The organism is Cohnella fermenti, assembly GCF_004801405.1.
In the GTDB taxonomy this organism is placed as follows: domain Bacteria; phylum Bacillota; class Bacilli; order Paenibacillales; family Paenibacillaceae; genus Cohnella; species Cohnella fermenti.
The window spans coordinates 1-24,855 of record NZ_SSOB01000075.1 but is presented as its reverse complement, the minus strand read 5'-3'; the positions used below and the strand labels follow the sequence as shown (position 1 = coordinate 24,855).

Annotated in this window: 26 protein-coding genes; 22 read left to right on the top strand and 4 right to left on the bottom strand. The window is 58.9% G+C overall.

Annotated features, from left to right (window positions below; all coding sequences use genetic code 11):
• Positions 1-1,047 precede the first annotated feature (1,047 nt).
• The gene (locus E6C55_RS32490; protein WP_136373997.1) at positions 1,048-1,674 is read left to right on the top strand and encodes an FMN-dependent NADH-azoreductase; all 627 of its coding nucleotides are present in this window, start codon (positions 1,048-1,050) and stop codon (positions 1,672-1,674) included.
• Positions 1,675-1,743: 69 nt separating this feature from the next.
• Here E6C55_RS32490 and E6C55_RS32485 read toward each other — a convergent pair whose 3' ends face one another.
• Complete coding sequence (locus tag E6C55_RS32485) at positions 1,744-2,910, bottom strand: ROK family protein (protein WP_136373996.1); 1,167 nt, start codon at positions 2,908-2,910, stop codon at positions 1,744-1,746.
• 242 nt (positions 2,911-3,152) lie between these two features.
• On the opposite strand from E6C55_RS32485, the gene xylA reads away from it, so the two are divergent.
• From xylA to E6C55_RS32470, 3 genes are all read left to right on the top strand, one after another.
• Positions 3,153-4,472: a xylose isomerase gene (gene xylA, locus E6C55_RS32480; protein ID WP_136373995.1), complete on the top strand. Its 1,320-nt coding sequence runs from the start codon at positions 3,153-3,155 to the stop codon at positions 4,470-4,472.
• A gap of 49 nt (positions 4,473-4,521) precedes the next feature.
• Positions 4,522-6,018, top strand: a complete 1,497-nt coding sequence (gene xylB / locus E6C55_RS32475) for a xylulokinase (RefSeq protein ID WP_136373994.1) — start codon at positions 4,522-4,524, stop codon at positions 6,016-6,018.
• Positions 6,019-6,655: 637 nt separating this feature from the next.
• The gene (locus tag E6C55_RS32470; RefSeq protein WP_136373993.1) at positions 6,656-7,042 is read left to right on the top strand and encodes a DNA/RNA helicase; all 387 of its coding nucleotides are present in this window, start codon (positions 6,656-6,658) and stop codon (positions 7,040-7,042) included.
• 48 nt (positions 7,043-7,090) lie between these two features.
• On the opposite strand, the gene E6C55_RS32465 is transcribed toward E6C55_RS32470, so the two are convergent.
• A complete protein-coding gene (locus E6C55_RS32465; protein ID WP_136373992.1) occupies positions 7,091-8,365 on the bottom strand; it encodes a BaiN/RdsA family NAD(P)/FAD-dependent oxidoreductase in 1,275 nt (424 codons plus the stop codon).
• Between the two features lie 199 nt (positions 8,366-8,564).
• On the opposite strand from E6C55_RS32465, the gene E6C55_RS32460 reads away from it, so the two are divergent.
• The 6 genes from E6C55_RS32460 to acpS all read left to right on the top strand — a co-directional run bounded on the left by E6C55_RS32460 (position 8,565) and on the right by acpS (position 12,926).
• Positions 8,565-10,223, top strand: coding sequence for an ATP-binding protein (locus E6C55_RS32460; RefSeq protein ID WP_136373991.1), 1,659 nt, complete (start codon positions 8,565-8,567; stop codon positions 10,221-10,223).
• Between the two features lie 68 nt (positions 10,224-10,291).
• A complete protein-coding gene (locus E6C55_RS32455; protein ID WP_136373990.1) occupies positions 10,292-10,417 on the top strand; it encodes a spore protein in 126 nt (41 codons plus the stop codon).
• 17 nt (positions 10,418-10,434) lie between these two features.
• Positions 10,435-10,725, top strand: coding sequence for a hypothetical protein (locus E6C55_RS34975; RefSeq protein ID WP_230986966.1), 291 nt, complete (start codon positions 10,435-10,437; stop codon positions 10,723-10,725).
• 109 nt (positions 10,726-10,834) lie between these two features.
• On the top strand, positions 10,835-11,269 hold the full coding sequence (locus E6C55_RS32445; RefSeq protein WP_136373989.1) for a BrxA/BrxB family bacilliredoxin: 435 nt from the start codon (positions 10,835-10,837) through the stop codon (positions 11,267-11,269).
• A gap of 444 nt (positions 11,270-11,713) precedes the next feature.
• Positions 11,714-12,523, top strand: a complete 810-nt coding sequence (gene nadE / locus E6C55_RS32440; protein WP_136373988.1) for an ammonia-dependent NAD(+) synthetase — start codon at positions 11,714-11,716, stop codon at positions 12,521-12,523.
• Between the two features lie 10 nt (positions 12,524-12,533).
• A complete protein-coding gene (gene acpS, locus E6C55_RS32435; RefSeq protein WP_136373987.1) occupies positions 12,534-12,926 on the top strand; it encodes a holo-ACP synthase in 393 nt (130 codons plus the stop codon).
• Positions 12,927-13,019: 93 nt separating this feature from the next.
• Here the strand turns inward: acpS and E6C55_RS32430 are convergent, their stop codons facing one another.
• Entirely contained in the window at positions 13,020-13,421 is a 402-nt protein-coding gene (locus tag E6C55_RS32430; RefSeq protein ID WP_136373986.1) for a c-type cytochrome, read from the bottom strand.
• A 110-nt stretch (positions 13,422-13,531) separates the two neighbouring features.
• Here E6C55_RS32430 and E6C55_RS32425 point away from each other — a divergent pair, with 110 nt between their 5' ends.
• From E6C55_RS32425 to E6C55_RS32415, 3 genes are all read left to right on the top strand, one after another.
• Positions 13,532-14,416 (top strand): AraC family transcriptional regulator, encoded by an 885-nt coding sequence (locus tag E6C55_RS32425; protein WP_136373985.1) that lies wholly within the window; start codon positions 13,532-13,534, stop codon positions 14,414-14,416.
• A 70-nt stretch (positions 14,417-14,486) separates the two neighbouring features.
• Positions 14,487-15,716 (top strand): A/G-specific adenine glycosylase, encoded by a 1,230-nt coding sequence (gene mutY / locus E6C55_RS32420; RefSeq protein WP_136373984.1) that lies wholly within the window; start codon positions 14,487-14,489, stop codon positions 15,714-15,716.
• A gap of 356 nt (positions 15,717-16,072) precedes the next feature.
• Positions 16,073-16,327: a DUF2164 domain-containing protein gene (locus tag E6C55_RS32415; protein ID WP_136373983.1), complete on the top strand. Its 255-nt coding sequence runs from the start codon at positions 16,073-16,075 to the stop codon at positions 16,325-16,327.
• Positions 16,328-16,999: 672 nt separating this feature from the next.
• On the opposite strand, the gene E6C55_RS32405 is transcribed toward E6C55_RS32415, so the two are convergent.
• A complete protein-coding gene (locus E6C55_RS32405; RefSeq protein WP_136373981.1) occupies positions 17,000-17,611 on the bottom strand; it encodes a superoxide dismutase in 612 nt (203 codons plus the stop codon).
• Between the two features lie 440 nt (positions 17,612-18,051).
• Between E6C55_RS32405 and E6C55_RS32400 the strand changes: the two genes are divergently transcribed.
• The 9 genes from E6C55_RS32400 to E6C55_RS32360 all read left to right on the top strand — a co-directional run bounded on the left by E6C55_RS32400 (position 18,052) and on the right by E6C55_RS32360 (position 24,603).
• Positions 18,052-18,474 (top strand): GNAT family N-acetyltransferase, encoded by a 423-nt coding sequence (locus E6C55_RS32400; RefSeq protein ID WP_136373980.1) that lies wholly within the window; start codon positions 18,052-18,054, stop codon positions 18,472-18,474.
• Positions 18,475-18,789: 315 nt separating this feature from the next.
• Positions 18,790-19,389, top strand: coding sequence for a DUF402 domain-containing protein (locus E6C55_RS32395; protein WP_136373979.1), 600 nt, complete (start codon positions 18,790-18,792; stop codon positions 19,387-19,389).
• Positions 19,386-19,973 (top strand): signal peptidase I, encoded by a 588-nt coding sequence (gene lepB, locus E6C55_RS32390; RefSeq protein ID WP_136373978.1) that lies wholly within the window; start codon positions 19,386-19,388, stop codon positions 19,971-19,973. Before E6C55_RS32395 ends, lepB begins: the two co-directional genes overlap by 4 nt.
• Positions 19,974-20,031: 58 nt before the next feature.
• A complete protein-coding gene (gene queG, locus E6C55_RS32385; protein ID WP_136373977.1) occupies positions 20,032-21,264 on the top strand; it encodes a tRNA epoxyqueuosine(34) reductase QueG in 1,233 nt (410 codons plus the stop codon).
• A gap of 163 nt (positions 21,265-21,427) precedes the next feature.
• Positions 21,428-22,450, top strand: coding sequence for an HD-GYP domain-containing protein (locus E6C55_RS32380; protein ID WP_136373976.1), 1,023 nt, complete (start codon positions 21,428-21,430; stop codon positions 22,448-22,450).
• A 115-nt stretch (positions 22,451-22,565) separates the two neighbouring features.
• Positions 22,566-22,790, top strand: coding sequence for a YneF family protein (locus E6C55_RS32375; RefSeq protein WP_136373975.1), 225 nt, complete (start codon positions 22,566-22,568; stop codon positions 22,788-22,790).
• A gap of 42 nt (positions 22,791-22,832) precedes the next feature.
• A complete protein-coding gene (folE, locus tag E6C55_RS32370; RefSeq protein WP_136373974.1) occupies positions 22,833-23,426 on the top strand; it encodes a GTP cyclohydrolase I FolE in 594 nt (197 codons plus the stop codon).
• Positions 23,427-23,523: 97 nt separating this feature from the next.
• The gene (locus tag E6C55_RS32365; protein WP_136373973.1) at positions 23,524-24,096 is read left to right on the top strand and encodes a hypothetical protein; all 573 of its coding nucleotides are present in this window, start codon (positions 23,524-23,526) and stop codon (positions 24,094-24,096) included.
• A gap of 213 nt (positions 24,097-24,309) precedes the next feature.
• Positions 24,310-24,603 carry a hypothetical protein gene (locus E6C55_RS32360; RefSeq protein WP_136373972.1) on the top strand — a complete coding sequence of 98 codons (294 nt, stop codon included), beginning with the start codon at positions 24,310-24,312 and terminating at the stop codon, positions 24,601-24,603.
• Positions 24,604-24,855 lie beyond the last annotated feature (252 nt).

Sequence of the window (24,855 nt, the reverse complement as noted above, 5' to 3'; positions counted from 1 at the left end):
GATATCTACAAATAACCATTCTGTGAAAGATGCGTCGAAGAGCCGTATGCGGGAATTCCGCACGTACGGATCTGTGAGGGGGACGGGCACAATCCTCGAAAGGAGAGGCCCTACCTACTCGACCATTGGCGAAGCGCGGGGATAGGCGGTTTAGGCGATTCTATGTGAAAAATAGCATATATGGAGGAAATTCCGGTCGAAGTTGCCTGATGTATGCTAAAAACCACATAAAACGCCGAGATTCGTCCCGAGCCGAGTCAACGAATGTGAAAAATCATATAAAACCGCAAAACATCGGGCCTGGGGAGGGGATAGCATGTCAGGGGGGCAGCGTTGCAGGGATCGCGAGGTTCGCTGGCGGTCGCCGTGAATGGAATGTATGTGAAAAACCACATTGGCGAAGCGCGGGGATAGGCGGTTTAGGCGATTCTATGTGAAAAATAGCATATATGGAGAAAATTCCGGTCGAAGTTGCCTGATGTATGCTAAAAACCACATAAAACGCCGAGATTCGTCACGAGCCGAGTCAACGAATGTGAAAAATCATATAAAACCGCAAAACATCGGGCCTGGGGAGGGGATAGCATGTCAGGGCGCGCAGCGTTGCAGGGATTGCGAGGCTCGCTGGCGGTCGCCGTGAATGGAATGTATGTGAAAAATCACATTGGCGAAGCGCGGGGATGGGCAGTTTGGGCGATTCTATGTGAAAAATAGCATATATGGAGAAAATTCCGGTCGAAGTTGCCTGATGTATGCCAAAAACCACATAAAACGCTGAGATTCGTCCCGATCCAGGCTGACGAATGTGAAAAATCATATAAAAACGCTTACTTAAGCATGATAACGCTTAGAAAGTGCATTTGTTGTGAAAAGTAAGTAACTGTCATTGACAAAGGGGATTCGCGGTTCTATACTGTGAATTGTTGTTGCACAGTTCGCGGCGATGGAGCATCGGCTCGACTTAGAGCGGTTGTTTTTCGACTTAACTGTGTTAAAAATTGGCACATTTAAAACATTATTGTCACCACTATAGGAGGAATTCACATCATGGCAAACGTACTGTTCGTTAAAGCAAACAACCGCCCTTCCGATCAAGCCGTCAGCGTGAAGCTGTACGAGGCTTTTGTCGAAGCCTATAAGGCGAGCAATCCCGGCGATACGATCACGGAATTGAACCTGTTCGCTGCAGAGCTTCCGTACTACGACAACGATATGATGACCGGCTTGTTCAAGCTGGCGAATGGAATCGAACCGACGGCCGAAGAGAAGAAGCTGGCCGAGCTTGCGAATGGCTATCTGGAGCAATTCCTGGCTGCGGACAAGGTTGTCTTCGCCTTCCCGCTCTGGAACTTCACGATTCCGGCGCAACTGCTCACGTATCTGTTCTACCTGAACCAAGCGGGCAAGACGTTCAAGTACACGCCGGAAGGTCCGGTCGGTCTGGCGGGCGGCAAGAAGGTCCTCATCCTGAATGCGCGCGGCGGCGTATACTCGGAGGGGCCGATGGCCCAGATCGAGATGTCTGTCAACTACGTGAAGAACACGCTCGGCTTCTGGGGCATCAAGGACGTCGAGACGGTTATTGTCGAAGGTCACAATCAATTCCGGGATCGCTCGGCGCAGATTATCGAGGAGGGCATCGCCCAAGCGGCCAAGGCCGCGGCAGGCTTCTGATCCGATAATCCGATAATAAAGAAGGGCTGCTTCCAGGTCATGAACCCGGAGCAGCCCTTCTTGGCGTTGTCAGCCCGCCTTCAGCCGATCGAAGAAAGCGGAGACGGCTTGCTCGGCGGCGCCCATGACGGCGGAGCGCCCTCCGAGTTCGGCGAACAGCAATTGAACGCCGCGCAGATGGAAGTTCAGCGCACGTTCCTCGACCGTTCGGCGCATCGCTTGCTCGATCCACGGCTGCGCCCGGCTCATCCGGTTGCCGATGACGATCGCGTCCGGGTTGAAGATGTTGACGATATTCGCGATGCCGATGCCGAGATATTCTCCGATGCCGGCGAGCAGTCCGCGGACGGCTTCGTCTCCGGCATCGGCTGCGGCCAGCAGCTCGTCGAGATCGCCGGAATGGCCCAAGCTGCGGGCTTGGTCGAGCAGAGCCTGCTCGGAAGCGTACAGCTCCCAGCAGCCGCGATTGCCGCAGCGGCAAGGCTTGCCGTGCGCATCCACGGACAGGTGGCCGAGCTCCCCGGAGAAGCCGGACGCTCCCTTGTAGAGGGTGCGCTGCAGGATGATTCCGGTGCCGATGCCGATTCCCACGCTGACGTACACCATATTGGAGACGCCGCGGCCGCTGCCGAAGGTGCGCTCGCCGATCGCCCCGACGTTCGCCTCATTGTCGATGAGCACGGGGATGCCGAACGTCCGGCTTAAGGCATCCTTCAGCGGTACCTCCCGCCAGCCCAGATTCGGGGCATAGAGTACCGAGCCGGAGGAATCGACGAGGCCGGGAACGCCGACGCCGATGCCGACGACGCCGAACGGGCTGGGCGGCGCTTCCGAGACGAGGCTCTGAATGAACGGTCTCAGAACATTGAATACGTCATCGGGATCGACGGCGGACAATGGGGCCGTTCGTTCGGCGACGACCGTTCCGCGCAGGTCGACGAGCACGCCGCGCAAGTAGTTGACGCCGAGGTCGATGCCGACGGAGTAGCCCGCCGTCGCGATAAACTCCAGCATGACGGGCTTGCGGCCGCCGCTGGAGACGCCGGTGCCGATCTCGCGCACCAGTTGGTTATCGATCAGATCCTGCACCAGCGAGGATACGGTCGCCTTGTTCAGGCCGGTAATCTCGGAGATCTTGGCCCGGGAGAGGGGCTGCTCCTTCAGGATCGCCTCCAGCACGATGGCGGTGTTGATGCGTTTGATCAGCGCTTGATCTCCCGTCGTTGTCTTGGTCATGGTCCGAGCTCCTTGAGCGTGCAGCAATCTGCGGAATTTGTCGTCGCATAATCTTTCTCCCATCATACCACAATAAAAAAACCGGTCAACTTTGTTTATTGGATAGACAAACAAACGAACGAGTGCTATTCTTAGGTCATAACACAAATCATAAGAGCGCGTTGCTTCTCCAGTTCTCTCGTGCACACGCTTACATGATGGCATTTTATCTCACTATTATTTTTCCAGGAGGGTATCGAATCATGAGTTTCTTCCCGAATGTCCCCGAGATCAAGTATGAAGGCCGCAGCTCCAAGAACCCGTTCTCGTACAAGCACTACAACCCGCAGGAAGTCGTTCTCGGCAAAACGATGGAGGAGCATCTCCGTCTGGCTGTCGCGTATTGGCATACATTCAATGCGAACGGCACCGATCCGTTCGGCGCCGGAACCGCTGTGCGCAGTTGGGATTCGCTGTCCCCGCTCGACCGTTCGAAGGCTCGCGTCGAAGCGAACTTCGAGCTTCTCGTGAAGCTGGGCGTTCCGTTCTACGCGTTCCACGATGCGGACGTCGCTCCGGAAGGCGCCACGCTGGCGGAGACGAACAAGAATATCGACGTCATCGTCGCCAAGCTGAAGGAGTTCCAGCAAGCAACCGGCAAGAAGCTGCTCTGGAACACCGCGAACCTGTTCACGAACCCCCGCTACGTTCACGGCGCCAGCACGTCCAACAATGCCGAAGTGTTCGCCTATTCTGCCGCTACTATTAAGAAGATGCTCGAGGTCGGCAAGGAGCTCGGCGCCGAGAACTACGTCTTCTGGGGCGGCCGCGAAGGCTACGAATCGCTGCTCAACACGGACATGGGCCTTGAGCTCGACAACCTGGCCCGCATGCTGCACATGGCCGTCGACTATGCCAAGGAGATCGGCTTCGGCGCCCAATTCCTTATCGAGCCCAAGCCGAAGGAGCCGACGAAGCACCAATACGACTTCGATGCGGCGACGGCGCTGCAATTCCTGCAGAAGTACGGCCTGAAGGATTACTTCAAGCTGAACATCGAAGCGAACCATGCGACGCTGGCCGGCCATACGTTCGAGCATGAGCTCCGCGTCGCCCGCCTGAACGGCGCCCTGGGCTCCATCGACGCCAACCAAGGCGACTACCTGCTCGGCTGGGATACCGACGAATTCCCGTTCGATCTGTACAGCACAACGCTGGCCATGTACGAAATCCTCAAGAACGACGGCGGCATCGGCAAGGGCGGCGTCAACTTCGACGCGAAGGTTCGCCGCACTTCCTTCGAGGACGAGGATCTGTTCTTCGCTCACATCGCGGGTATCGACGCCTACGCTCACGGCCTGAAAGCGGCGGCCAAGCTGATCGAAGAGCGCGTCCTGGACGGCGTTATTGAAGAACGCTACAGCAGCTACAGCTCGGGCATCGGCGCCGACATCGTCGCGGGCAAGGCAAGCCTGAAGTCGCTGGAGCAATACGTTCTGACGCAGCAGCAGCCGATCGTGAACCGGTCGAACCGCCTCGAACAGCTTCGCGCTGCGCTGAACGAAGTGATTTTCAGCGTATAAGCGACCTTGCGCGGAGCAGCGGAATAGCGGAATAGGGGAGCCTGCCAATATGAAGTATGTCATTGGGATCGACCTGGGGACGAGCGCGGTCAAGACGCTGCTCGTCTCCCAAGCGGGAGAGGTCGTCGCCGAGGCGACGAAGGAATACCCGCTGTACCATGAGCACTCGGGCTGGAGCGAGCAGGAGCCGGAGGATTGGGTTGCCGGAACGCTCGCCTCGCTACAGGAGCTCACCGCTAAGTCGGGGGTCTCCGCCGACGACATCGAAGGCCTCAGCTTCTCCGGCCAGATGCACGGCCTGGTGCTGCTGGACGCCGACAATAAGCCGGTTCGCCGCGCGATTCTGTGGAACGACACGCGCACGACGGCGCAGTGCCGCGAGATTGAGCGGACGCTCGGCGAGAAGCTTCTCTCCGTAACGCGCAATCCGGCGCTTGAAGGCTTCACGCTGCCGAAGCTTCTCTGGGTGCGCGAGAAGGAGCCGGAGGCGTTCGCGAAGGCAAGCCGCTTCGTGCTGCCGAAGGATTACGTTCGTTATCGCCTGGACGGAACGATCCGCATGGATCTGTCGGACGCGGCGGGGACGTTAATGCTCGACATTGCGGGCAAAAAGTGGAGCGAGGACGTGCTGGCCGCATTCGGAATCTCGCCGGACTTCTGCCCTCCGCTCGTGGAGGCGGGCGCGCAGACGGGCACGTTGCTGCCCGAAGCGGCGGGTGCGGCCGGACTGGCAGCCGATACGAAGGTGTTCGCCGGAGGCGCGGACAACGCGTGCGGCGCGATCGGCTCGGGCATCCTGAAGCCGGGCGTTACGCTGTGCAGCATCGGCACCTCCGGCGTCGTGCTGACGTACGAGCCGGACGCTTCCGCAGACTACGAGGGCAAGGTTCACTTCTTCAACCACGGCAAGGAGAATTCGTTCTACGCGATGGGCGTGACGCTGGCGGCCGGCTACAGCCTGAGCTGGTTCCGCAATACGTTCGCGAAGGGCGAGTCGTTCGAAGCGCTCACGGCGGGCATCGCGGACATCAAGCCGGGCTCGAACGGCCTGCTGTTCACCCCGTATATCGTCGGGGAGAGAACGCCGCATCCTGACGCGGTTATCCGCGGCAGCTTCATCGGCATGGACGGCTCCCATACGCGCGCGCACTTCACCCGCGCGGTTATGGAAGGCATTACGTTCTCGCTGAACGAATCGGTGGCTCTGTTCCGCGCGGCGGGCAAGACGGTCGATAAGATCGTCTCGATCGGCGGCGGAGCGAAGAATCCGGTCTGGCTGCAGATGCAGGCCGACATCTTCGGTGCCGAGGTGGTTGCGCTCGAGAACGAGCAAGGGCCCGGTCTCGGAGCGGCCATGCTGGCGGCAGCGGGCTGCGGCTGGTTCCCGTCGCTGGATGCTTGCGCGGACGTGTTCGTCAAGCATGCGAAGTCGTACCTGCCGAGCGCGGAGAGCTCCGCCGAATACGCGAAGCTGTTCGCTATCTATCAGCAGGTGTACGGCCGGACGAAGGAACTGAACGAGTCGCTGAACGCTTTCCGAAACTAGCATTTTCCGATAAAATAAAAGAAGGTAAACCAGTCGCTATTGCGGACAAGGTTGCCTCCCTTAAGAGACGAGCCCCCGTTGTTCCGGCCGGTAACCGGAGGGGGCTCTTTCTGCTTCTGGCCCGAAAGCAGCCAAAATCGCCCGAAAAAACTACCGAGCCCGCCGAAGCTACCGAATCCACCGAAACCGTCACCCATATCGCCACAACACACTAGGATTTTATGCGAAATTTCACATTCATGAAGCTCGACAACAGGCAGATTGAACAGTTTTATGTGAAAAATAGCATACATAGGAAAATTTCCGGATCGAGCTGCTGGATATATGCTAAAAATCACATAAAACGCCGCGATTCCCGCTAAATCAAGCCGACGAATGTGAAAAACCACATAAAATCGCAAAAATGTCGGAGCAGGAGGGGCAAAAGCAGTCGGAACAGAGGGACAACGCCGAAGCAAAGGATAAAAGTTAGTGGAGCGTGGGGCGGAACGTCGGAGCAGGGAGGCGAAAGTTGCCGGATCAGAGGGACAACGCCGGAGCAGTCGTGCGAATAGAACAGCGCCGGGCAAGGGTACGCTACGTTCGGGACAGCCGATTGATATAAGGTGAGAAATTTACAGGATGAGGAGCGATGACGATGAGCGGGCATGCCGCGTTGTTATTCCGATTTCCCCAGGCAAGGGCGGCGGAGATCGCGTTCGATACGCTGGAGGAGCTGGGCTATAGCCCGCAGATGAACGGGGAAGCGGTTCTGCACATCCACGTGGAGCGGGAGGACCTGACGTCCGCGCTGGAGGTTGTGCAGGCGCATGGCGGAGAGCTCATCGAGCAAGCCGAGAGCGATATCGCATCGGCGGCTTCCGCGATGTACGGCATGGACGGCATCCCGATTCCCGCGCATACGGTCAACGAGGATTGGCCGGACAGCTACATGGACGCGGATCTGGCGAACCGGAACGAGGATTCGGAGGATAGCCGCTTCCCGACCGACGACGGGTCGTACGACCGCTTCGACGCAAGATAGGAGGAAGCGACGCGGGGCAGCCCCCCCTCGCTCCCTCGCTTCCTCAGATCAGCCGTGACCGCGGGCTTCCAGGCTCGCAGCGGCCGCCGCCGTTCCGGCGGCCCGGCCGGACGAGAAGGCTGCGGTGATGTTGTAGCCTCCCGTGTAGCCGTGGATGTCCATGATCTCGCCGCAGAAGTACAGCCCTTCGCACCGCTTCGATTCCATCGTGCGGGGATCGATCTCCTTGACGCTGACCCCGCCGCCCGTAATAAAAGCCTCCTCGATCGACAGCGTCCCGGACGCGTTCACCGGCAGTCCCTTGCACAGGCCGGCGAGCGCCTCCCAGCGCGCGCGGGAGACGTTCGCGACGCCTTCGTCGGGATCGATGTCCGCAAGCCGAAGCACGAGGGGCACAAGGCGCTCGGTCAGCTTCTGACGGACGAGCGTCTTCGCCGCCTTCTTCGGCTCGGAGCGCGAGGCGACTCCCCAGTCCGCCGCCAGCTTCTCCGCAGACTCTCCGGGCGTCAGGTCGATGGCGACGGTGACGGGCCCCTGCCCGCCTCTGAGCGCCTTGACGACGAACTGGCTGCAGCGCAGCGCCGCGGGGCCCGACAGGCCGAAGTGGGTGAAGATCATATCCCCTTCGTGGGAGACCAGCTTCTTGCCCTTCCCGTTCAGGACGGTCAGCACGCTGTCCCGCAGCGACAGCCCTTGCAGCTCGCGGCTCTCGATCCACGGCTCGTCGGAGGTGATCGGCACCTCGGTCGGGTACAGGTCCGTGATCGTGTGCCCGGCTTCCCCCGCCCAGACGTAGCCGTCGCCTGTCGAGCCCGTATGCGGCACCGACTTGCCCCCGGTCGCAAGGATGACGCAAGGCGCGGCCAGCTCCGCTCCGGACGTCACTCGTACCCCGCACACTCGCCCTTCTTCGTACAGAACCTTTTCCACCGTCTGATGAACCCGCACCGTCACGCCCAGCTCCCGCACCTTGCTTATGAGCGTGTCGACGACCGTCTTGGCCTTGTCGGATACCGGGAACATGCGCCCGTTGTCCTCTTCCTTGACGGCGATGCCGAGCTCCTCGAAGAAGAGGATGATCTCCCGGCTGCCGAACGTCGACAGGGCGCTGTTCAGGAAGCGGCCGTTGCCGGGGAGGAACCGGATCAGTTCCTGGGCTTCCTTGTTGTTCGTGACGTTGCAGCGCCCCCCGCCGGAGATGCCGAGCTTCCGTCCGAGCTTGTCCCCCTTGTCGAGCAGCAGCGTTCTCGCCCCGCCTTCCGCGGCGGCGATCGACGCCATCAGCCCCGCCGGGCCTCCTCCAACCACGATAACATCCCACATCCAGCCATCCCGCGCTTTCTCGAATAGATCGATTAAATCGTTTTCCCCATTTTAGCCGCCGCAAGCGACAAAAGAAAGAAAAATGCTTGCTAAAGAATGAATAATGTCATTCGACAGTGGATGGTTATTATTGTAAACCTACGTCGATTGTGCTTTAATCAGATTGCATACAAGTTGCGTTCTTAGGAGCTGAGTGTACTTGGTTTGGCAATACATTCTGCTGCAGACCCTGATTGCATTGCTGCCGATCGTAGCGATGCTCTTATGGCTGACGAAGCCCGAGCGCCTCCGGCACGTCCCCGTCGTGATCGTCTCTGCGAGCGGGGTGTCCCTTCTCTTGGGGATGCTGAGCGAGTCCCCCTTGAGCCCCGATAACTTCATCAACTTCAGAATCGTACCCTACCTGATCGGTTCGCTCTACGGCGGCATTCCCGGCGCCTCGTTGCTGACCGTGTTGTATATGGTCTCCCGTCTGTTCCAAGTGTCGACGACCTTCGCGATCGTGCTGCTTGGGGTGTTCTTCCTGCTTATCGTTCCCTATGTCTTCTCCCGAATTCGGCCGTTCCTGTCCGGCGACCGTTCCGCCAGAGTAAGGATCGGTTACCAGAGTTATTTTGCGGCTTGTCTCCCCCTCATCGCTTCCATTGTGTACCATGCTCCGATGGAAGACTGCCGGCTCTGGCTGTATGCCATCGCGTTCGGCATCGGTTCGGCTGGCATCATTCACTTCTCGATCCAATCGATCGAGCTGTCGATCGACCGGATTAAGCTGCAGGTCGAGCTGCAGGAGGTCAGCTCGAATTATCTGCAGGAAGTGAAGCGGTTGCAGGAATTCATCGACATCTCGCCTCTGGTCGCGATTTTTATCGATGGGGAGGGGAAGGTCACGCAGGTGAACGAGATGGCGCTGAAGCTGCTCTCGCCTTACGATCAGTCGGGCGTGCTCGGGCGTGCGTACCGTTCGGTGCTCCATATGCTCGGAAGCGAGACGCTGCTCGATTCGATCGTCAGGGTGATGAAGGGGAGCGAGCGGGAGACGGAGGTGATCAGGTTCCGCTCCCGGCTCTACTATACGACGGTGTGCACCTGGCGGGACGAGGGCCGGGAAGCGACCGGCGCCGTGCTGATCGCCCACGACATGACCGAGCTTCAGCAGCTTAAGGATGAAGTGGACAAGATGGAGAGGCTGAGCCTTGTCGGGCAGATGGCGGCCAGCATTACCCACGAGATCCGCAACCCGATGGCCGTCATCCGCGGCTTCATCCAGCTTCTCAACGAACGCAGCCCGAACGAGCACCACTCTTATTTTCACATCATTCTTCAAGAGCTGGACCGGGCCAACAATATCATCAACGACTTCCTGTCCCTGGCGCAGAACCGAATTGTGGAAAAACACACGAGAAAGCTGAACGAGGTGCTCGAGGACCTGATGCCCCTCATCTCGGCGGATGCGAACATGCGCGGACAGATGATCGAAGTGCGGATCGAGGAGGACATTCAGCCGCTCGACCTCAACGTCAAGGAGATCAAGCAGCTTATGCTGAATCTGGTGCGCAACGGCATGGAGGCGATGACGGACAAGGGAGTGCTCCGCATCGAGCTGGCGAACGTCGACGACGGCGTGCAGCTGCGGGTGCGCGACAACGGGATCGGCATTCCGCCGGAGAAGCTGGAGCGGCTCTTCGAACCGTTCTTCACGACGAAGACGAACGGGACCGGGCTCGGCCTGGCTCTGTGCCTCAGCATCGTGGAGCGGCACAATGGGAAAATCCAGGTAGAGTCGAAGATCGGAGAGGGAACGTCGTTCATCGTATCGTTCAACAGGCCGAAGGCCGGAATGCTTGGCGCAGGCGCATAATCGGCGCATAAAGGGACGGGAATCGGACGACAATAGGGGGGAACCATCCAGACAAGGAGGATGCTCCCATGCCCAATCCGCAAGGTCCTGCTCCGCTCGGTCGCAAGAGCGCGGGCGCAAACGGCAAGAACAAGCAACCCGAGGCCCCGGGATTCGACAAAAAGCTGAACGGTCCGAACCGTCCGTCGACCTGAAGCGGGCCGCGAGCGACATGCCGGACTCTAACAGGAGGGCGGAGGCTTCGATTCGTCCCGCGCCGGGGCGCGACGATCCGAAGCTGGACCCGTTCGAGATCGAATTCAGACCGGAATTCCGCGACGACAGGGGCCCGCGGGAGCCGTTCATCAATTCGTTCGGAGCCGGCCGCGTGCCGGAACCGGGAAGCTTCTCCCATCCGACGCACCGGACGATGGATCTCAGCAAGATCGCGGACAACCCGCTGGAGCTGGAAGACGACTACGAGAGCTTCTACCCGGTGCCCGAGGTATTGGATGAACCCTGAGGCTTCGCTTCGGGGTTCATTTTTTTGACGGTTACCCGGTGACGGCTTATAATATAAGGGAAGCGGCAAGGTCCGCCAAATCGGATGCGGGAAGCGAGGCTGACTAGTTATGTCCATGTCATTTGAGAGATACATGTTCGATATGATTCAACCGATGCGCGACGATCTGACGAGAGTCGGGATCAAGGAGCTACGGACGCCGGAGGAAGTGGAAGAAGCGCTCCCCAGCGCGAAGGGAACGACGCTTGTCGTCGTCAACTCCGTCTGCGGATGCGCGGCCGGGCAAGCGCGGCCGGGCGTTGCGGAGGCTCTGCAGCACGACGTTCTGCCGGATCACCTGTACACGGTATTCGCCGGTCAGGACAAGGAAGCGACGGCGAAGGCCCGCGAATACTTCGCGCCTTACCCGCCTTCTTCTCCGTCGATCGCGCTGATGAAGGACGGGGAGCTCGTGCACTTCATCGAGCGCCACCAGATCGAGAATCGCAGCGCCGACGACATCGCCGCCGATCTGACCGCGGCATTCGATCGTTTCTGCCGTTAATAGCTTAGCAGGCTAATTCCATCCCGCCGGTTCGCAAGTGAGCTTGCGGGAGTTTTTTTTGTTGCGGGCGGGGGATGGAGTTGCGGAGCGGCGGGCTGAGAGCAGCGTGCTGCGGGCTGAGAGTTGCGGGGCGGGGACGCGGTTTAGTGTGAAGGAGCGGAGCGCGGAGTTGCGGATTTTATGTGAAAATTCACATTCGCAGCTCCGAACGCGGGCGATTCTGACGATTTTATGCGAAAAATCGCATATATTGGCCTCGGTCCGGGCCGGGAATGCGATTTTTATGCTAAAAATCACATATATTCCGCCGATTCGGCCGTTATTTGAGACGATGAATGTGAAAAATCGCATAAAACGGCGGGGGCGCGGCGGTGAAGAGGGCGCAGGAGGAACGAGGGCGCACTTGGTGCAATTTTTAACAAGTATAGACAGGAGCGAGTGAGCATGAGCCTTCAGCAAGAGATTATTGCCAAGCTCGGGGTGAAGCCGACGATCGACGTCGACGAGGAGATTCGCCGCCGGGTCGACTTCCTTAAGGAGTACGTGAAGAACTCGAAGACGACGGGACTGCTGATCGCGATCAGCGGCGGCATCGACAGTGCTGTCGCTACTGGCCTGTGCAAGCGCGCGACGGACGAGCTGTCGCAGGAGAGCGGCAAGGAATACATAACCCTCGGCGTGTTCCAGCCTTACGGCGAGCAAGAGGACATCGACCACAGCTATGCGGTGGCCGAAGCGTTCGGCTTGACCCATAAGGTGGAGACGAACATCGAGGAAGCGGTAAGCGAGGTCGTGCTGGAGACGGAGTACGCGTTCAAGGCGCTCGGCACGCCTCGTCATATCAGCCGCGGCGGCAAGGGCAATGTCAAGGCTCGCACGCGGATGGTCATCCAGTACGCGCTCGCCTTCGACATGAACCTGCTCGTCGTCGGCACGGACCACGCTTCCGAGGCGCTCACCGGCTTCTACACGAAGTGGGGCGACGGAGCGGTCGACATCACGCCGCTCAGCTCGCTGAACAAGCGGCAGATCCGCGCGGTCGCCGCCCGTCTCGGGGTGCCCGAGGAAGTCATCGGCAAGGCGCCGACGGCCGGCCTGTGGGATGGACAGACGGACGAGGGCGAGCTTGGCGTCTCCTACGAGGCGAACAGCGATTACCTGGAAGGCAAGGAGATCGACCCGGCCGCCCGGGAAGTGCTGGAGCGCCACTATCTGCGCACGGAACACAAGCGTTCGCCGATTCCGGGCATCTGACGGTTCGCCGATGATTGCGGGAGTCGGACTGGACGTGGTCGAGCTGGAGCGGGTGGACAGGCTGCTGGCGGGTTCGGCCGGCTCCCGGTTCATGGCGCGGGTCCTGACGGCTGCGGAGCGGGATCGGTGCCGCGAACGGGCGGGCCGCCGCTTGCTGGAGTTCGTCGCAGGACGCTTCGCGGCGAAGGAGGCGGTCGTGAAGGCGCTCGGCTGCGGCATCGGGGCCGCCGTCGGGTTCCTCGACATCGAGGTGCTGCCTGACGCCTCCGGGCGGCCGGAATGCCGCTTGTCTCCGGAAGCTTGGGCCCGGCTCGGGCTGGAGGAGGAGCGCCATCATCTGCATGTGGCGATCACGCACGAGCGCAGCCTGGCAGCCGCAACGGCGATAGTGGAGCGGCTTTAGGAGAATCCAGAGAAGAGGAGGCGTGCCCGGTCGGGTCGCCTCCTCTTCCCGTGTGTGCCAGATATGCTCGAGACCCCCGGCGGCCCGATACAGCTATTTTTGCCCCGCAAGCCACTCCGCCAACGATTCGACCTCCGCTTCGCTCAGCTTGTCCTTGAAGGGGGGCATCAGGCTTCCGCCGCCGACGATCTGCGCTTGGATCTGCTCCTTCGTCAGGTGCGCGCCGACCTTCCGGAGGTCCGAGGCGTCCCCCATCATGCCCTGCAGCTCGGCTCCATGACAGGAGATGCAGTTGGCGCGATACAGCGCGACGGTCTCCTCCGGGCCGGACAAGCCGGCGCTTGTGCCGCTGGCCGAGGGAGAGGATGAGGAGGAGCTGTCGTGGTTCCGTCCGCAGGCAGACAGAAGGAGGGCGGAGCACGCACAGACGATCAGAAGGCTTGCGACTCTGCGCCGAATTCGGGAGGTTGACTCGGGTGATGGAACTCTTACCATTTCAATCTTCACCTTCGCTCGATTATAATAAGATGACGTCGCTTTGGGTATGCAAGTCGGGATACGCAAGTTGACGCAATGGACGTATCGACGCAGCAAGAGGAGCGCACATGACTACTAGTTATTTTACCATAATGATGAACAACCTCGAACATATGCAGATCGAGACGGTCGCCGCGGCGGATTCGGACATGGAACGGCCGGCTCGCAGCGACGGACGCTGGAAGGCGATGGACTGCAATCGGTTCCTGCTGGTCATCGAGGGCAGGGGGCGGCTGTCGGCGCGGCAGTTCAGCGAACCGTTGGCTCCGGGGTCGTTCGGACTCGTGCTCGCCGGAACCGCGCATGCGATCGAGGTCGATGAGGGACAGGTGCTGAAGCTGAAGTGGGTGCACTTCAAGAGCAGCTTCGGCGACAGGGAGTGGTACAACAGCCTGGGCCTGCCGATTGTCATCCAAGCTCCGGACGAGGAGCCGCTGCGGCTGATGGACAAAGTCATTCGCGAAGTGACCCGCGACAGCCTGACCTCCAGGCTGCGCTGCAAGGCGGCCGTTCTGGAGTTGATCAGTCACTATCTGGAAGGGCTGAAGCCCGTTCAGGTTCGTACGGGAGGCAATCCTCCGCAGGATCTCGAGAAGATCAACATCGTGCTCCAATACATAGACGAACATCTGGCCGACAATCTCTCGGTGGACGAGCTCTCGAGGCTGATTTATCTTCATCCGAATTATTTTATTGTTTTCTTCAAGAGTATGATGGGGTGCGCGCCGATCCAATACGTCAACCTCCGCAGAATGGAGATCGCCCGGAGCATGCTGCTTCAGCCGGAATGCAATGTGTCCGACGTGTCCGCGCGGATCGGAATGAAGATCTATTACTTCTCCAGGATGTTCAAGAAGCATACGGGGATGACGCCGAGCCAGTATCGGAAGATGGGAACGAGCATGCCGGGGGCGATTGTGTTGGAAGCGGAAGCGAGCGAAGTGCTGGTCTAACCGGGGGGTAAAAAGCCTTCGAACGCAGAGGGGACAACAGACGGAAGCGGTGTGGAAGGTGGGGGAACGAATGTATGACGCGGAGGCCGCCGAGTTTTTCGGTCGTGAGTTGACGGCGTGGTATCGAAGAGGGAATCGCGATCTGCCGTGGCGCAGAAGCAAGAACCCTTATTATATCTGGGTATCGGAGATTATGCTGCAGCAGACGCGGGTGGATACGGTGATTCCGTACTTCAACCGCTTCATCGAGCGCTTCCCGACGGTAAGTGATCTGGCGGAGGCGCCGGAGGAGGACGTCCTGAAGCTGTGGGAAGGGCTGGGCTATTACTCGCGGGCGAGGAACCTGCAAGCAGCGGCCCGGGACGTCGCGGAGAAGTACGGCGGCACGATTCCGGCGGACAAGGAAGCGGTCAGCGGAATGAAGGGAGTCGGCCCTTATACGTCCGGGGCGATTCTCAGCATCGCGTTTAATATCCCGGAGCCTGCCGTCGACGGGAACGTCATGCGGGTGCTGTCGCGATATTTCTGCCTGGAGGAGGATATCGCGAAGCCGGCCGCCCGGGTTGCCATCGAGGGATTGGCGCGCAAGCTGATCCCGCCGGGAGCGGCGGGCGACTTCAACCAGGCGCTAATGGAACTGGGGGCTCTCGTCTGTACGCCCCGCTCTCCTCATTGCCTGCCTTGTCCCGTTATGGAGCATTGCGAGGCAAGGCTGACCGGAAGGCAGGATGAGCTGCCGATCAAGACGAAGGCGAAGAAGCCGAAGCCGCAGCATCGGCTGGCGGTGCTGATCGAGGACGAGCAAGGCCGTGTGCTGGCCCGTCAGCGCCCCGAGCAGGGGCTGCTCGCCAGGCTGTGGGAGCTGCCTCACATCGAGGCGCCTTACGAAGCCTGGGCGTCGGACGAAGAAGCGCCGAACTGGCTGGCGACAACGCTCGGCCTGGAGGGGATGAACGTCAGGCTGGCCGGGCATCTGGGCGATGCGGAGCATGTTTTCTCGCACTTGCATTGGTTCGTGCGCATCTGGGGAGCGGACCGGGTGTCGTTCGACCCGGCGATCCGGGACGATATGGGAGCGGCGGCGGGAGGACTGTTCGGCGCGGAGGCGGTCCGGGAAGCGGCCTCGGCTTACGAAGGGCGCGAGCAGGAACGGGACGGCAAGGCGGCTCTCGCTGCGCCGCTCTCTGCCGCGAACGAGTTGCCGGCCGACTATCGCTGGGTCGACCGCGAGGAATTCGCGCGGCTGGCCTGGCCGAATCTGTTCCGCAAGATCGTAGGCGAGCACTTTGATCGAAGCTGAGCGGGGAAGTTGGGCGGGGAGTTTGAATGAGGAGTCTGGATAAAGAGTCCGAATGAAGAGTCTGAACGAGGAAACTGAACGAGGAATCTGAGTGAGGAGTCTGAACGAGGAGCATGGATGAGGAGTCTGAGTGAAGAGTCTGAGCGAGGAAACTGAACGAGGAATCTGAGTGAGGAGTCTGAACGAGGAGCATGGATGAGGCAGTTGAGCGGGGAGCCTGGACGAGGAGCTTGGATGAGGAGTCCGAACGAGGGAACTGAGCGAGGAGCCTGAATGAGGAGTCCGAACGAGGGAACTGGACGAGGAATCCGAACGAGGAGCCTTAGCGATGAGTCTGAACGAAGGGGATGAGGGCAATGGCCGTACCGGTCAAAATCCCGAAGGAGCAGAAGGACGCGCTTGTTCGCGGAGTGCAGGCGTATTTCTCGGATGAGCTGGACCAAGAGATCGGCAATCTGGGCGCGGAGCAGTTGCTGGACTACATGATCCGGGAGCTGAGTCCTTATCTGTACAACAAGGCGCTCGAGGATGCCCGGCACATGCTGGCCCAGAAGATGGCCTCGTTGGAAGAGGAGCTATATGCGCTGGAGGTTCCGGTTCGCCGCAGGTGAGCGGGAGCGCTTCGTCGGTGAAGCCGCCTATCCCGCCGGATGCCAGGAATTTATGTGAAATTTCACATTCGTGCAGCGCGATAACGGGTGGTTTGGGCGATTCTATGTGAAAAATAGCATACATAGAGAAAATTCCGGCTCGAGTTGCCGGATGTATGCTAAAAATCACATAAAACGGCTCAATTCTCCCAAATCCAAGGCGACGAATGTGAAAAACCACATAAAATCGCAAAAGCCGGCGGATCGGGGAGCATATCGGACCAGAGGGCAGAGGCATCGGACCAGAGAGCAGAGGCATCGAGTCAGAGGGCAGAGGCATCGAGCCAGAGGGCAGCGTCATCGAGTCAGAAGGCAGAGGCATCGAGCCAGAGGGCAGCGTCATCGAGTCAGAAGGCAGAGGCATCGAACCAGAGAGCGAGCGCATCCGGGGGCGGGCCACCGAGCTGTCCCACCGAGCTATCCCGTCGAGTTGTCCCCGCCGAGCTATCCCACCGAGCTATCCGTCCGGCCGATTGTGTCGGATACGCTCCCAGCCAACCGCATAAACGCAGAAAAGCTGCCCTCAGGGCAGCTTTTTCCACGCGCCAAATTCTTCTGATTCATTGCCTGCATCGTCTCCGCAAAGCTTCTCCGGCGTCCGAGGACGGCCGAAGCGTCCGGGCCCTGGCCCGATTACTTCGCAGCGTCGTACAGAGCGCCGACCTTGTCCCAGTTGACGACGTTCCAGAACGCGCCGATGTAGTCCGGACGCTTGTTCTGATACTTCAGGTAGTAAGCGTGCTCCCAGACGTCCAGGCCGAGAATCGGAGTCTCGCCTTCGAAGATCGGGCTGTCTTGGTTAGGCAGGCTGTATACCTTCAGCTTGCCGTCCTTGCCGACGACGAGGAACGCCCAGCCGGAACCGAAGCGAGTCGTAGCGGCAGCGGCGAAAGCTTCCTTGAACTTGTCGAAGCCGCCCAGCTCGCTGTCGATAGCGGCTGCGAGAGCGCCCGTAGGAGCGCCGCCGGCGTTCGGTCCGATGATCTCCCAGAACAGGGAGTGGTTCGCATGGCCGCCGCCGTTGTTGCGAACAGCCGTGCGGATGTTCTCCGGAACGGAGTTCAGATCGCCGATCAGGTCGTTCAGGCTCTTCTCGGCCAGCTCGGGAGCGTTAGCCAGAGCGTTGTTCAGGTTCGTTACGTACGTGTTGTGATGGCGATCGTGATGGATCTCCATCGTCAGCGCATCGATATGCGGCTCCAACGCGTCGTTGGAGTATGGAAGCGGTGGTAATACGTGTGCCATAATTCAAAATCCTCCTTCAAAAATTTGAAATATGTAGCCTACTTCCTATTATCCCCGATTCGCGAGAGTAAATCAACGTGGATGTTTAAAAAGTCGGCGTGGTGGTCGATGGGTTGGTCTGTGTGATGGGCGGCGGGTAGTCGGCGGGGCGGACTGGTGCTCGGCACCGGATATCGTCCCCTGTTCCACCTGAATTATACAGAGAAGGAAAATGTCAAAATCGGCGAAAAATCCGAAAAAACGCGGTTTTTTGAGAGTAAACCACAGAAAGCGCTTTAATAATAGCGCTTACATTGATTTTCGCGCAAATTCGCCAAAAATATTTTATGTTTTCTTAACAAAGGGGCAGAAATTTTCTAAAAGTTGTCGTAAAATTATCTTTGTCTCACTTTAGTCCTAGATTTCTTCGCAATCATCTTATAAGCCGGGGAGATAATAGCATGAACATTCGTACGTTCCAACTGTCGGACTATCGGTCCGTTGCGGACCTGATGAAGGACGCGTTGTCGGAGGAGTGCTGCGATGAGACGATGGGAGCCTTGGCTCGCCAATTGTCCTGGGACAGCGAGTTGGTGCTTGTGGCGCATCGCGGGGATTCCGTTATCGGCCTGATGATCGGAACGATCGACCAGAACAAGGGATATGTGTACCGCCTGGCCGTGCACCCGGAACATCGCCGCCAAGGAATCGGCCGATCGCTCATATCGGCAATGAACGGAAGATTCCGTCAGCGCAACGTGCTTAAGGTGCTGATTGCGGGAGACAAGCATAACGAGCTGCTGCTGCCGTACTACGAATCGCTCGAGGAAGTGCCGCTCCGCTACGCGAAGTTGGACAGGCCTCTCTCGATCATGGCTATTTAATGGAGGAAGACACGGACGGATGAGCCGCGCTCTCCACCCCCGTAACGAGGAAAGCATATCTTACGCGCCCTAAGGCACCGGCTTCCGGCTGCTTTTGGCCATAAGATATGCTTTTCTTTTGCTGAGAATCGTGCGCGATTGGTCGTCGGGCGGATTATGCGTTCCGTGCTTCAAGAGCTCCCATGATACTATACGTTTCTTAACAATCGGTTATAATAGATAGAACCGAATTTGTTGCTCTTCATAAGCAATCATAATGACCCAATCGATCATTTTCCATGTTCCGGACGGACGGCCAGGCAGGGGGCGTAACTTATGAGCAGCGATTCCCGGACTTACGAATCGTACGAGCGCTGTGTCATCAAAAGCTTCAAAAACAACGGCTCCTTGCATCGGGTATGGATGGAGAATTGGCAGGTGCCGTCATCTAATCTTCATCCCGCTCATGCGGCGGAGGAGATGATGGTGTTCGTCAACGACCATACGATCATCCGGGAGGCGGACGGCAAGGAGTGGGTGAGCCGGGTTCCGGCGGTATCGTTCTTCATCCCGCGCGAGTGGTTCAATGTCGTCGCTCTCCTCGAGGAGAAGGGAATTCGCTATTACTGCAATATTGCTTCGCCTCCTTATCGATACGCGGATGTCCTGACGTACATCGATTACGATCTGGATGTCGTTCTGCTTCCGGACGGAACGTTCTACGATCTGGACAGGGACGAATACGATCGTCATAAGGAGGAATATCGGTACAACCCTTCGGTCCGGCAGCATGCCGAGACGGGGCTGAGCCGTCTGCACGCCCGCATCGAAGCGAAGGGGCAGCCCTTCGACGGCGATGAGGTTCGGCGTTACTACAACGAGTGGCTGACTCATATGACCCATCTTAGCGGACAAGGAGGGGGAGAGCCTTCATGAGCGAAGCTCCGGGCACCGTTCCATCCGGCAGAAGACGTTCGGCGCGAGCCGATCGGCCTGCCTGGCGCAAGGAATTGTGGGATTGGCTTCGCGCGCTCGTCGTGGCATTCGTCATCGTTGTTCTGCTTCGGGCGTTCGTGTTCCAACTGTCGACGGTCAAGAGCATCTCGATGCAGCCTACGCTCTACGAGAAGCAGTGGCTGTTCGTGAACAAGCTGTCGTACGAGATCGGGCATCCCTCGCGCGGGGATGTCATCATCCTGAAGGACCCAAGCGAGGGAGAGGACCCGAAGACGCTTCTCGTCAAGCGGATCGTCGGAATGCCGGGCGATCAATTGGAAGTCCGCAACCGGCAGCTTTACGTCAACGGGGTGCTGCAGATCGAGCCTTACACCGATGCGGTCATCGAGGATGGGGACATCGCTTCGTTCACGGTGAGCGAGGGGCATTACTTCGTGATGGGCGACAATCGTCATCTCGAGTCGAGCAAGGACAGCCGGAGCTTCGGGGAAGTGCCGGAGAGCTTCATCAAGGGCCGGGCCGACATGATTATCTGGCCGATCTCCCGCATAGGGCGACTGTGAGAAAAATAAGCGGAGCCGCGTTCCCCGTTCGCGCCTTCGGCAGGAAGGGGGGAACGGGTTGAGCGCGACAACGAGAGCGGATGGTCGGAGCGATACGGCGAGGGCGGACGGGTTCTGGCGCGAGTTGAAGAAGGAGCTGCTGGCGGCGGCTCCGTCTCTTGGCATCGACAAGATCGGCATCTCGTCCCCCGACCCGTTCACCGAGCTGAAGGAACGGCTGAAGCTCCATCGCGAGCTTGGCTACGAATCGGGATTCGAGGAGCCGGATCTGGACAAGCGGACAGATCCGGCTCTGCTGTTCGACGATCCGCGCTCCATCATTGCGATTGCGGTCGCATATCCGTCCAAGATGAAGAATCCGCCCGTGTCGGAGCCGGGGGCGAGGCGGGGCATTCTGTCCCGATCCGCTTGGGGCGAGGATTACCACCACGTGCTGAACGACAGGCTGAAGCGGCTCGGGGACTGGCTCGCGGAGAAGGTTCCGGAGGCGAGAGCTCTCTCCATGGTCGACACGGGCGCGCTCTCCGATCGGGCCGTCGCCGAACGCGCCGGCATTGGCTGGAGCGGGAAGAACTGCTTCGTCATGTCAAGGGAGCTCGGCACGTGGACGTATCTCGGCGAGATGATCACGAACCTGCCGCTGCCTCCGGATCGTCCGGTCGAGGACAGTTGCGGGGACTGCACGCGCTGCATCGACGCCTGCCCGACCGGAGCGCTTGTCGGTCCCGGCCAGCTCAACGCCCAGCGCTGCGTCTCTTACCTGACGCAGACCAAGGGGATTCTGAGCGAAGAGGCGATGGAGAAGATCGGCAACCGGCTGTACGGCTGCGATACGTGCCAGATCGTCTGTCCGGTGAACCGCGGCATTGATATCGGCCGGCACGCCGAGCTGCAGCCCGATCCGGAGATCGCGAAGCCGCTGCTCGTGCCGCTGCTCTCGATGGGCAACCGGGAGTTCAAGGAGAAGTTCGGCTCGAGCGCCGCGGCTTGGCGCGGCCGCAAGCCGATCCAGCGCAACGCGCTGATCGGCCTCGGCAACTTCCGCGACGAGGCGGCCGTTCCGGACATCGCGAAGGTGCTGCGCGAGGACCCGCGGTTCGAGCTGCGGGCGACTGCGGCCTGGGCGCTCGGCCGAATCGGCGGAAGCGAGGCGGAGGCCGCGCTTGCGGAAGCGTCAGTCGCCGAGCGGGACGAGCAGGCGCGGGAGGCGATCGAACGCGCGCTTGAGACGATTCGCTCCGGGCAATCGGGGCGAAGAGGGAGTCGGGGGAAGAACTCGGTGGACGGATAGGGAGTAAAGTGTTTTTTTTGCACAGCGGCAATCGGCAATATTCCTTGTGCTTCTGTCGAAGTTGCCCGATACTGGATAGCAAGAGCTTCGTTAGTCTTCCGAACTCGATCGGACGAATTCGCCGCAACCGAGAGCAACGAGCGATGAGACAGGAGTGAGGCAATTGAGGCTGATTGATATCGAGAATGTGGAGCCCGGACAGGTGCTGGGACGAACGATCTTCTCCGCGAACGGCACCATACTGCTGTCGACAGGCGTGCATCTGACGGTGTTCATGATCAGCACACTGAAGCGGGTCGGAGTTACGATGATCTACATAGAAGATCCGATGTTCAAGGACATCGTCGTCGAAGAGGTGCTGTCCGAATCGACGAAGCGGGCGGTCATTCAACAGATGTCGGAGTCGTTCGACGCCCTCCGCTCGGGCAAGAACTTCAATACCAAGGCAATCAGCATGAGCGTGGATTCCTTGCTGGACGATGTGCTGAAGAACCAGAATGTGCTCGTCCAATTGTCGGATATACGAACCGAGGACAATGCCGCATATATTCATTCCCTTAATGTATGCATGATGGCGACGCTCGTCGGCGTGAATATGGGGCTTAATATGATTCAGTTGAAGGAGTTGGCGCTCGGGGCCTTGCTTCACGACATCGGGAAGGTCGGCGCGCCCGAGGTTGAGGAGGGAAGGAGCCACCACGCCTGGAGAGGCTTCGAGATGCTGAAGATGAAGCGGGAATACAGCCTGCTCATCTCCCATGTGGCGTTCCAGCACCACGAAGCGATCGACGGCAGCGGCAAGCCGCGCGGCATCAAGGGAGACGAGATTCACCTCTACGCGAAGATCACCGCGATCGCGAACATCTACGACAACCTGCTGAGCGATCTGTCGGAGGGCCGGCGTCTGCTGCCGCACGAAGCGATAGAGCGGCTGACCGCCATGTCGGATACGATCGTCGACCGCGAGGTGCTGATCGAATTCCTGCGCATCGTCTCCGTCTATCCGAACGGAATCTCGGTCAAGCTCTCCACCCGGCAGACGGGGGTTGTCGTCGGGCAGCACCGGGGGCTTCCGGGCCGGCCGGTTATCCGCGTGATCGACAAGGCCGGGGACGATGCGGCCCTGGCTTCGGAGATCGATCTCGCCCAGCGAACGACAGTATTCATCGAAGGGGTTCTCGCGTAGTTTGGCCTTGTCGATTGCCGAGTCCCCTGGGCCATGCTATCATAGGGAAGCGGCTGCAACCCGGGCGAGCCCGGTTCGGCCAACATTCGATTAGGTACGGAGGGACAACGGGAAGATGTGGGGAGTCATTATTCCGATTGTGACGCTGATCGTCGGCCTCATTATCGGCTTTATCGTTGGCGTATTCTATCTGCGCTCGCAGCTTACCAAGATGCAGAACGATCCGGAGACGCTTCAGAAGATGGCGAAGCAGATGGGCTATAATATGAACAAGCAACAGATGCAGAAGGCGCAGCAGATGATGAAGAATCAGAACTTCGCGAAGCCTCGTCGCAAGTAATCGCCGGATGGAGCGCCATTCGCCGAGCAAGGAGGGAATCCATTGTCGGGCTTGAAGGAGTATACGAACATACAGGTCGCGAACAACCGGGAGCAGGTCGAATATCATGTGAGGGAGATCCTGAAGCTGATCGGCGAGGACGTCGAGCGGGAAGGGCTTCTGGAGACGCCGGCTCGCGTCGCGCGGATGTACGAAGAGATCTTCGCGGGCTACGATGCGGACCCGCGCGAAGTGCTCGGCGTGACGTTCGACGAGAAGCACGAGGAGCTCGTCATCGTCAAGGACATCGTCTATTACAGCCAATGCGAGCATCACATGGCGCCGTTCTTCGGGAAGATCCATATCGGCTACATTCCGAGCGGCAAGATCGCGGGCCTCAGCAAGTTCGCCCGCCTGGTCGAGGCCGTCACCCGCCGCCTGCAGGTGCAGGAGCGGATCACGTCCCAGATCGCCGACATTCTCGAGGAAGTACTCGATCCGAACGGGGTTATGGTCGTCGTGGAAGGCGAGCACCTGTGCATGTGCGCTCGGGGAGTGAAGAAGCCGGGCAGCAAGACGGTCACCTCGGCGGTGCGCGGGCACTTCCGCAACAGCGCCGCGTTGCGCTCGGAGTTCCTGGCGCTGATTAAGGAATAGGCAGTGTTATTGGATGTCGAGGAAGATCGATGTGCATCAATAGAACAAGCAACGCTCTCTACGCCAGCCTGAAGGCTGCGTTAGGGAGCGTTTTTGTGTGCAGAAGCGGCTTGCCGCCGCTGAAGGCGCCGATTCCGATGGTTGCCGGAATTTATTTGGCACATCGGCGCAGCGCGCAACCGGGCAACCTGGACAATTCTCTGCGAAAAAACCACATTCGTTCAGGAGGCAAAGGGGCGGCGGAGGCGCAAGGAATGCGAAAAACCACATAAAAAACGGCGTTCCCGGCCCGAATGTCCGAATGAATGCGAAAAACCGCACACATCACAGCAAATCTGACTCGAATGTCCGAATGAATGCGAAAAACCACACACGTCACGGCAAATCTGACTCGAATGTCCGAATGAATGCGAAAAACCACACACATCACAGCAAATCTGACTCGAACGTCCGAATGAATGTGAAAAACCACATAAAACACCTCAATCCACCCGGAATCCAAGCGGACGAATGTGAAAAACCACATAAAAAACGGCGACTCCGACCCGAACGTCTGAATGAACGCGAAAAACCACACATATCACGGCAAATCTGGCTCGAACGTCTGAATGAACGCGAAAAACCACATAAAACACCTCAATCCACCCGGAATCCAAGCGGACGAATGTGAAAAACCACATAAAAACGGCGACCCCGGCTCGAATGTCCGAATGAGCGCGAAAAACCTCTATGGCAACAGGGGCGGTTGTCACCCCTGCAATGGAAATTTCCCGTATGCGGCCAACCGTAGTTATGAAAAGCCTATTGCGGAGAGGCTGGGTGTTCGGAGATTGTGGAGGAAGTCCAGTCATTCGAGCATGGAGAGGCTGCGTGGGAGGAGTTAGTGGAGAAATCCGTACAACGAAGCTTCGAAGAGGTGGTTGGAGGTGGAGATGTGCGGGAAATCCGTGCAACGCCCGCTCGTTCCGCTGCCGTTGCTTCCGAATTTGTTGCTCGTGTCGCCGCTGTCTCGCTTCTCACCGACATACTGACCGCGCTGAACCCGATGCTCCACATACATAGCAACGATTCCGACCCGAACGTCCGGATGAATGCGAAAAACCACATACAAAATGGCGATTCCGGCCTGAATAGCCGAATGAATGTGAAAAACCGTTACTACTTAGGTACCCCCTAACGGAATATTTAGCTCAGCTGTAACAATTGCCCTATCAACAGCCGACAAAGTAGAAAGAAGTTATGACGGACAGAGGAGTGAGCGCAAATGGAGCAGACAAAGTTGTCCCCTGAGCAAGTCCTGACGATTAGTAAAGGCGATACGGAGATTGCTGCATTCATTCACTCCCTCCTCCACACGATCGAAGCCCAAGCTGCCCTAATCGAAACGCAAGCGTCCCAAATTAAGAAATTGGAAGCCCGTGTTCATGAA

Coding starts and splice junctions, on each gene's coding strand:
- E6C55_RS32400 (WP_136373980.1), top strand. CDS start 18,052: ATGAACATTCGTACGTTCCAACTGTCGGACTATCGGTCCGTTGCGGAC.
- mutY (WP_136373984.1), top strand. CDS start 14,487: ATGTATGACGCGGAGGCCGCCGAGTTTTTCGGTCGTGAGTTGACGGCG.
- E6C55_RS32425 (WP_136373985.1), top strand. CDS start 13,532: ATGACTACTAGTTATTTTACCATAATGATGAACAACCTCGAACATATG.
- E6C55_RS32415 (WP_136373983.1), top strand. CDS start 16,073: ATGGCCGTACCGGTCAAAATCCCGAAGGAGCAGAAGGACGCGCTTGTT.
- E6C55_RS32430 (WP_136373986.1), bottom strand. CDS start 13,421: ATGGTAAGAGTTCCATCACCCGAGTCAACCTCCCGAATTCGGCGCAGA.
- lepB (WP_136373978.1), top strand. CDS start 19,386: ATGAGCGAAGCTCCGGGCACCGTTCCATCCGGCAGAAGACGTTCGGCG.
- E6C55_RS32445 (WP_136373989.1), top strand. CDS start 10,835: ATGTCCATGTCATTTGAGAGATACATGTTCGATATGATTCAACCGATG.
- E6C55_RS32485 (WP_136373996.1), bottom strand. CDS start 2,910: ATGACCAAGACAACGACGGGAGATCAAGCGCTGATCAAACGCATCAAC.
- E6C55_RS32470 (WP_136373993.1), top strand. CDS start 6,656: ATGAGCGGGCATGCCGCGTTGTTATTCCGATTTCCCCAGGCAAGGGCG.
- E6C55_RS32375 (WP_136373975.1), top strand. CDS start 22,566: ATGTGGGGAGTCATTATTCCGATTGTGACGCTGATCGTCGGCCTCATT.
- xylA (WP_136373995.1), top strand. CDS start 3,153: ATGAGTTTCTTCCCGAATGTCCCCGAGATCAAGTATGAAGGCCGCAGC.
- E6C55_RS32405 (WP_136373981.1), bottom strand. CDS start 17,611: ATGGCACACGTATTACCACCGCTTCCATACTCCAACGACGCGTTGGAG.
- E6C55_RS32490 (WP_136373997.1), top strand. CDS start 1,048: ATGGCAAACGTACTGTTCGTTAAAGCAAACAACCGCCCTTCCGATCAA.
- E6C55_RS32455 (WP_136373990.1), top strand. CDS start 10,292: ATGCCCAATCCGCAAGGTCCTGCTCCGCTCGGTCGCAAGAGCGCGGGC.
- E6C55_RS32465 (WP_136373992.1), bottom strand. CDS start 8,365: ATGTGGGATGTTATCGTGGTTGGAGGAGGCCCGGCGGGGCTGATGGCG.
- E6C55_RS32395 (WP_136373979.1), top strand. CDS start 18,790: ATGAGCAGCGATTCCCGGACTTACGAATCGTACGAGCGCTGTGTCATC.
- nadE (WP_136373988.1), top strand. CDS start 11,714: ATGAGCCTTCAGCAAGAGATTATTGCCAAGCTCGGGGTGAAGCCGACG.
- acpS (WP_136373987.1), top strand. CDS start 12,534: ATGATTGCGGGAGTCGGACTGGACGTGGTCGAGCTGGAGCGGGTGGAC.
- xylB (WP_136373994.1), top strand. CDS start 4,522: ATGAAGTATGTCATTGGGATCGACCTGGGGACGAGCGCGGTCAAGACG.
- E6C55_RS34975 (WP_230986966.1), top strand. CDS start 10,435: ATGCCGGACTCTAACAGGAGGGCGGAGGCTTCGATTCGTCCCGCGCCG.